Raw genomic sequence first — 6,659 nt, 5'->3', positions numbered from 1 at the left:
GGTCAGGGCGGCGGGAGCGGCGCGGCAGGCAGGGGCGGCGGGGTGGCGTGCGAACCGGGCGGTGGCGGGGTGGCGAGCGCGCGGCTGGCGGCGCTGGACGCGGAGATCGGCCGGCTCAGCGAGCTTCGCGCGCGCCTCGCCGCTCGGCTGGGAGTCGGTCAGAGCACGTAGCCGTCCGCCAGGTACGGCGCGGGCTCGGACATTCCGCGCAGGGCGAGGTACCCCTTCTGGTCGAGGTCCAGGCGCGCGGCCAGGCCGACGTCCACCGCCCAGTCGTTCGCGACGGTGATGGAGTCGACGAGCGTCTCGCCGCGGGTGTGCGCGAGCGCGTCCCAGAGCAGGTTCCCGGCGGTCCCGGGGTCGTCCGCGGCCAGCAGCACGGGACGGCCCAGGGCCTCGTCCAGGTAGACGTAGCCCGGCCGCCGGTCCGGCGCCGCGGACACGATCAGCCGCGCGTTCTCCAGCAGGTAACGGTGGTCGGGGCCGTGGCCGCCGCCGCGCAGGCGCCCGTCCAGGGCGTCCATCCATTCCAGGTCGTCGGGACGCCCGTCGCGCAGGCCCTGGACGACCGGGAGGGCGGAGCGCTCGACGCGTCCGACCATCCGCATCATCGGGTGGAGCGTGAAGCCCGCGAGGCGGTAGCGGCGGGTCGCGCCCGGATGCGCCGACGCCGAGAAGATCCCGGGACGGCCGTCCGCGTGGTCGAGGACGGCGTCCAGCAGCCGCTTCCCGACGCCCTTGGACTGGATGCCCGGCTGGACGGCGTAGACCGCCAGGTACCAGACGCCGCCCCGGTTCTGCGAGACGGCGAACCCGACGAGCCCGCCGTCCTCCTCCGCGACGACGCAGCCGGCGGGGTCGGCGGCGAGCAGGTGGTCCATCCGCGCGAGCCACGTCCGGGCGGCGTCCGCGCCCTGCGGCTCGGGCTCCGGGTCGTTCCAGCGCCTGCCCAGGCGGTCGACCTCCAGGAAGGCGGCGGCGAAGACCTGCTGCGCGGCGGGCAGGTCGTCGGTGGTCATGGGCCTGATCCGTACGGAGTCCATCACTTCATGATCGGAGACGGCGGCGCCGTTCGCACCCCCTCCGCCGCGATGATCGAACACAGGTTCGATAAGCTGGACGCATGAACGGTGTCTTCCAGGGGTCGCTGCTGGACGTCGGGGCCGAGGGCGGGCCGCGCGGGCTCGGCGCGCACGTGCGGCGCACGCCGCTCGCGCACGGCGCGTGGATCGACCTGCGTCCCGGCTGGCTCGCCGGGGCGGACGCGCTGTTCACGCGGCTCATGGCGGACGTCCCGTGGCGGGCCGAGCGGCGGCGCATGTACGAGCGCGTCGTGGACGTGCCGCGCCTGCTGGCGTTCTACGGCGAGACCGAACCGCTGCCCGACCCCGTCCTGGACGAGGCGCGCGACCTGCTCACCGCCCACTACCGCGACGAGCTCGGCGAGCCGTTCCGCACGGCGGGCCTGTGCCTCTACCGGGACGAGAACGACAGCGTCGCCTGGCACGGCGACCGCATCGGGCGCGGGCGCAGCGAGGACACGATGGTCGCGATCGTCTCGCTCGGCACCCCGCGCCCGCTGCTGCTGCGCCCGGCGGGCGGCGGCGGCCCGACGCTGCGCTACGACATCGGGCACGGCGACCTGATCGTCATGGGCGGAAGCTGCCAGCGGACATGGGAGCACGCCGTCCCGAAGTCGGCCCGCCCGCTCGGGCCGCGGATCAGCGTCCAGTTCCGCCCGCGCGGCGTCCGCTGACACCCGACCCGCCACCGGCTCGGGCGGGACTGCCCGGGACCGGGTCGGGCGGTCCGGCATCGGAGCGGATGGCCCGGCATCGGCGGGCGCGGATCGGGCATGATCGGCCGCATGAACCTGCGGCACGCCACCCCCGAGGACGCCGAGGCCATCGCGAAGGTGCACGTCGACGCCTGGCGGATCGCCTTCCGCGGCGTCCTGCCCGACGCCGAGCTGGACGCCCTGCACTGGACGCAGCGCGTCGGCGGCTGGAGGGAGCGCACCGCGCCCGGCTCCGGGGTGACGGTGCTGGTCGCCGACGTGGCGGACGAGGTCGCCGGGTTCGCGGCGTCCGGCCCGTCGCGCGACCCCGACCTGGGCCCCGACCGCGCGTGGGAGCTGTACATGATGTACCTCGGGCCCGCGAGCTGGCGGCGCGGCATCGGGACGGCCCTGCTGCGCCGGACGATCGAGGCGGTCCCGGTCCACGTCCCGGCGCTGGTGCTCTGGGTGCTGGACGAGAACATCCGCGCCCGCTCCTTCTACGAGCGCCACGGCCTCGCCCCGGACGGCACGTCCCGGCCGTCCATGCTCGGCCCGCCCTACACCGACTTCCGCTACCGCATGACGCTCCGCCGGACCGGGCCGTCCGACGGGACGACCCCGCCCGACCGGACCGGCCCGCCCGACAGGACCGGCCCGTCCGGTGGATCGGCCCCCTCCGGCCCGCGCGGTTAGGCGGGAAGGCCGAGGTCGTCGGCCATGCGGTCGACGGTGTAGGCGAAGAAGTCGTCGGCCGGGTCGAGGGTGTTGGCGAACTGGCCGAACAGCTCGAAGCTGATCAGGCCGGTGAGCTGCGACCAGAGCGCGGCGAGGCGGGCCATCGCGACGGGCGGGACGTCCGGGGCGGCGGCCTCGGTGATCGTGCGGAGCTGTCCGGCGAGGCCGGGGGCGGGCTCGGGGGCCCGGACGTCCAGGTGTCCCGCCCGCGCGGCGTCCTGCGCGATGCCCATCAGGACGAACGGGAAGCGCGTGGCCGGGGCGATGGTGTCCTCGGGGGCCGCGTAGCCGGGCACCGGGGAGCCGTAGATCAGCGCGTACTCGTGCGGATGCTCGACCGCCCAGTCGCGCAGCGCGCCGCAGACGGCTCGCCAGCGCGCGCGGGGGCCGTCCTCGGCGGCCTGCCGGTCGGCCTTCTCCGCGCGCTCGCCGACCGCGTCGTAGGCGTCCACGATCAGCGCGGTGAGCAGCTCGTCGCGGCTCGGGAAGTACCGGTACAGCGCGGACGACACCATCCCCAGCGCCCGGGACACCGCGCGCAGTGACAGCCCCTGCGCGCCGGACGCGGCCAGTTGCCGCCGCGCCTCCTCCTTGATCTCCCTGGTGAGTTCGGCCCGGGCGCGTTCTCGTGCGGTTCGGCTCGCGTTCATGGGCCCCAGTCTGGCACGAGATCAGAGCGCCGGACAATTTTGAGAGCACTGCTCTTGACTTCGTGGCGCCGGGGCCAGCATGATGCTCTTAGTCGAGAGCACCGCTCTCCAAAATGAGGGAGACCCGATGAACGACCTGAAGCCCCGGCCCACCGCCCCGGCGGACGTGCGCGACCGCCTCGTTCCCCCCGGCGGACGGTTCGTCCTCGCGTTCAACCGGTTCATCGGACGGCTCGCCCACCACGGCGTCAGCCTCATGGGCTCCCGGGAGCTGGCCGTGCGCGGCCGGACGTCCGGCGAGTGGCGCACCAACCCGGTGAACCCGCTGACGCTCGGCGGCGAGCGCTACCTGATCTCCCCGCGCGGCCGGACGCAGTGGGTGCGCAACATCCGGGTGGCGGGCGGCGGGCAGCTCCGCCTCGGCCGCAGGGTCGAGGACATCACCGTCACCGAGCTGGACGACGCCGACAAGCTCCCGGTCATCCGCGCCTACATGGACAAGTGGGCCTGGGAGGTCTCCGCCCTCATGGACGGCCTGACCAAGCACGCCACCGACGAGCAGCTCGTCGCGATCGCCCCCGGCGTCCCCGTCTTCCGCATCCACTGATCCCCGTCGCGCGCCGCCGCAACGCGATGTCGGATTACCGCCAGCGTCCGGCCCGGGCCCGCCGCGACAGTGGACTCATGGAACACATCGGCATCGAACCGGGCATCCTGTACTTCGGCACGCCGGTGGTCCTGCTCGGCACCGCCGACCCCGAGGGCCACCCCAACCTCGCGCCGATGTCGTCGGCGTTCTGGCTGGGATGGCGCTGCGTCCTCGGCATGGGCACCTCGTCCCAGACGGCCCGGAACCTGCTGGCGACCGGCGAGTGCACGATCAACCTGCCGTCCACCGCGCAGGTCGGCGCCGTGGACCGGCTCGCGCTGACGACCGGCTCCGACCCGGTCTCGCCGGGCAAGGCCCGGCGCGGCTACCGGCACGTCCGCGACAAGTTCGGCGTCTCGGGCCTGACGCCCGCGCCGTCCGAGACCGTCCGGCCGCCGCGCGTCGCCGAGTGCCCGGTGACGATGGAGGCCGTCCTGGAGGACTCCCGGGAGATCGCCGCCGACCTGGGCGGCTGGGGCACGGTCTTCGAGGTGCGGGTGCAGCGCGTCCGCGTCCACCCGTCGATCACCATGGACGGCCACCCCGACCGCATCGACCCCGACCGCTGGCGTCCCCTGATCATGAGCTTCCAGAAGTTCTACGGCCTCGGCGACCAGGTCCACCCGTCCCGCCTCGCGGGGATTCCCGAGCACCTGTACCGCACCGAGGACATCGAGCGCGCCGCCACCACCCCCACCGCCACCGGCGTCGGCTAGGCCTCCGGCGCGGCGGACGTCCGCAGGCCCGCGCGGGGCGGGTCGCCGGACGCGAACGGGTGGACGGCGCGGTGGCCAGGCCGCCATGCTGGGAAGATGTCTGCCATGGGGGGCGGATTCCGGCGCGGAGGCGAAGGGCGGCTGGGGTTCGGCGCGATGCGCCTGCCGGGGATGCCGGGACGGCAGCCGGTGGATCACACGACGGCCGTCGCGGTCGCCCGGCGTGCCGTCGAGCTGGGCGTGACGCACATCGACACGGCCGCGTTCTACACGCGCGGGGCCAGCCGCGCCAACGAGATCCTGCGCCGGGCGCTGCGCCCCTACCCGGACGGGCTGACCCTCGCGACGAAGGTCGGCCCCGGCCAGGACGTCCGCGCGGCCGTCGAGCAGAACCTCACCGAACTCGGCCGCGACGTCCTCGACCTTGTCTACCTGCAGAGCGGCCGCCCGGACGAGACTCTGGACGAGCGGTTCGCGCAGCTCGCGAAGCTCCGGGAGGAGGGGCTCGTCCGGGAGGTGGGACTGTCGAACGTCACCCGCGCCCAGTTCGCCGGGGCGCGGACGGTCGCTCCGGTCGCGGCCGTCCAGAACCGGTTCGGCGTCCACGACCAGAGCGACGCCGTGCTGGTGGACGAGTGCGCCGAGGCGGGCGTCATGTACGTGGCGCACTCGGTGCTCGGCGGCGGACGGGTGCGGTTCACCGATCCGGCGCTGCGGACGGTCGCCCGGCGGCACGGCGCGTCGGTCTACCAGGTCGCGCTGGCGTGGGGCCTGGCCCGCTCCCCCACGCTCGTGCAGATCCCCGGCACCGCGTCGCTCACCCACCTGGAGCAGAACATGGCCGCCGTGCGCCTGGAGCTGGACGAGTCCGAGATCGCCATGCTCGAACGGCTCGCGTAGGGTGGGGCGCATGTCCTCCCCCGAGGCGTCCAGACGCCGGCCACCGCACGCGGTGGCATGCTCTCTCCGACCGGCGCGTCCGCTGCACTGAGCAGCGTGGCCGCCCCGGTCTCCTGACCACCGCGTAGAGCGCTCTGCCCGCCCGCGTTCCTCGGCCCGTCCGTGCTCCCACGCATTGCCGCGCTCCGGCGCGCCGCCGCGCGCTGCCGCGCTTCGGCGTTGCAGCACTGCGGCGCTGCCGCGTTGCCGCGCTTTGGCGCGTTGCCGCGTTCGGTGCACACGGCGGCCTTCACGGCGCGGGCTTCCTCGCGGTGGCCGTTCTTCCACGGCTCCTCCGCTTCCGTTCTCGCATGCCTTCCATGACGGAGTCGTCGTGCCGTTCGCCCTTTACGTCCTCGCGCTGGCCGTGTTCGCCCAGGGGACGTCCGAATTCATGCTGTCCGGGCTCCTGCCTGACCTCGCCCGCGACACCGGCGTCCCAGTCGGGACCGCCGGGGCCCTCACCTCGGCGTTCGCCGCCGGGATGATCGTCGGCGCGCCGCTGATGGCGGCGCTCGCCCGGCGGTGGCCGCGCCGCCGGGCGCTGCTGCTGTTCCTGGCGGCGTTCCTGGCCGTCCACGTCGCCGGGGCGCTGACCTCCAGCTTCGCCGTGCTGCTCGCGACCCGCGTGGTCGCGGCGCTGGCGAACGCCGGGTTCCTCGCGGTCGCCGTCGCGGCGGCCGTCGCCATGGTCCGCCCCGCCGCCAAGGGCCGCGCCACCGCGACCCTGCTCGGCGGCGTCACCCTCGCCTGCGTCGCGGGCGTCCCCGCCGGGGCGCTGCTCGGCGACCTGTGGGGATGGCGCGCGGCGTTCTGGGCCGTGGCGCTGGTGTCCGCGCCCGCGCTCGTCGCGATCATGACGTCCGTGCCGGACGAGTCGTCCGCGCGAACCGGCGTCCGCCCCGAACTGCGGGTGCTGCGCCGTCCGGGCGTGCTGCTCGTGCTCGGCGTGGGCGCGCTGGTGAACGGGGCGACGTTCTGCGCGTTCACCTACCTCGCGCCGCTGGTCACGGACGTGGCCGGGATCGGGGACCGGTGGGTCCCGGCGCTGCTCGCGGTGTTCGGGCTGGGCTCGTTCGCCGGGGTGACGGCGGCCGGACGGCTCGCCGACACCCGTCCCCGGGCCGTCCTGGCGGGCGGCGGCGTCGCCCTCGCCGCCGGGTGGGCCGCGCTCGCGGCGTTCGCGGACG

At 75.0% G+C, this 6,659-nt stretch carries 8 protein-coding genes; 6 read left to right on the top strand and 2 right to left on the bottom strand.

Translation table 11 applies throughout. The features are described 5' to 3' along the window. Positions 1-158: 158 nt before the first annotated feature. Positions 159-1,043, bottom strand: coding sequence for a GNAT family N-acetyltransferase (locus DZF91_RS30335; RefSeq protein ID WP_199486995.1), 885 nt, complete (start codon positions 1,041-1,043; stop codon positions 159-161). 80 nt (positions 1,044-1,123) lie between these two features. On the opposite strand from DZF91_RS30335, the gene DZF91_RS30330 reads away from it, so the two are divergent. Continuing rightward, entirely contained in the window at positions 1,124-1,756 is a 633-nt protein-coding gene (locus tag DZF91_RS30330) for an alpha-ketoglutarate-dependent dioxygenase AlkB (protein ID WP_117360512.1), read from the top strand. A gap of 99 nt (positions 1,757-1,855) precedes the next feature. Beyond that, positions 1,856-2,473 carry a GNAT family N-acetyltransferase gene (locus DZF91_RS40610; protein WP_158588085.1) on the top strand — a complete coding sequence of 206 codons (618 nt, stop codon included), beginning with the start codon at positions 1,856-1,858 and terminating at the stop codon, positions 2,471-2,473. Here DZF91_RS40610 and DZF91_RS30320 read toward each other — a convergent pair. Next, positions 2,470-3,165 carry a TetR/AcrR family transcriptional regulator gene (locus DZF91_RS30320; protein ID WP_117360511.1) on the bottom strand — a complete coding sequence of 232 codons (696 nt, stop codon included), beginning with the start codon at positions 3,163-3,165 and terminating at the stop codon, positions 2,470-2,472. The genes DZF91_RS40610 and DZF91_RS30320 overlap by 4 nt on opposite strands. Positions 3,166-3,292: 127 nt before the next feature. Here DZF91_RS30320 and DZF91_RS30315 point away from each other — a divergent pair, with 127 nt between their 5' ends. The 4 genes from DZF91_RS30315 to DZF91_RS30300 all read left to right on the top strand — a co-directional run. Continuing rightward, a complete protein-coding gene (locus DZF91_RS30315; RefSeq protein WP_117360510.1) occupies positions 3,293-3,772 on the top strand; it encodes a nitroreductase/quinone reductase family protein in 480 nt (159 codons plus the stop codon). A gap of 77 nt (positions 3,773-3,849) precedes the next feature. After that, positions 3,850-4,530: a flavin reductase family protein gene (locus DZF91_RS30310; RefSeq protein ID WP_117360509.1), complete on the top strand. Its 681-nt coding sequence runs from the start codon at positions 3,850-3,852 to the stop codon at positions 4,528-4,530. A 105-nt stretch (positions 4,531-4,635) separates the two neighbouring features. Next, positions 4,636-5,430, top strand: coding sequence for an aldo/keto reductase (locus DZF91_RS30305; protein ID WP_117360508.1), 795 nt, complete (start codon positions 4,636-4,638; stop codon positions 5,428-5,430). 373 nt (positions 5,431-5,803) lie between these two features. Then, positions 5,804-6,659, top strand: an 856-nt coding sequence (locus DZF91_RS30300; protein WP_147341458.1) for a Cmx/CmrA family chloramphenicol efflux MFS transporter, incomplete at its 3' end; no start/stop codon positions are given.

It is taken from the genome of Actinomadura logoneensis, from assembly GCF_003428695.1.
In the GTDB taxonomy this organism is placed as follows: Bacteria; Actinomycetota; Actinomycetes; order Streptosporangiales; family Streptosporangiaceae; genus Spirillospora; species Spirillospora logoneensis.
This window is presented reverse-complemented; position numbering and strand designations above follow the sequence as displayed.

Bases quoted from the DNA above. Each gene is read 5' to 3' on its own strand.
- DZF91_RS30335 (WP_199486995.1), bottom strand. From the start codon at position 1,043: ATGGACTCCGTACGGATCAGGCCCATGACCACCGACGACCTGCCCGCC.
- DZF91_RS30330 (WP_117360512.1), top strand. From the start codon at position 1,124: ATGAACGGTGTCTTCCAGGGGTCGCTGCTGGACGTCGGGGCCGAGGGC.
- DZF91_RS40610 (WP_158588085.1), top strand. From the start codon at position 1,856: ATGATCGGCCGCATGAACCTGCGGCACGCCACCCCCGAGGACGCCGAG.
- DZF91_RS30320 (WP_117360511.1), bottom strand. From the start codon at position 3,165: ATGAACGCGAGCCGAACCGCACGAGAACGCGCCCGGGCCGAACTCACC.
- DZF91_RS30315 (WP_117360510.1), top strand. From the start codon at position 3,293: ATGAACGACCTGAAGCCCCGGCCCACCGCCCCGGCGGACGTGCGCGAC.
- DZF91_RS30310 (WP_117360509.1), top strand. From the start codon at position 3,850: ATGGAACACATCGGCATCGAACCGGGCATCCTGTACTTCGGCACGCCG.
- DZF91_RS30305 (WP_117360508.1), top strand. From the start codon at position 4,636: ATGGGGGGCGGATTCCGGCGCGGAGGCGAAGGGCGGCTGGGGTTCGGC.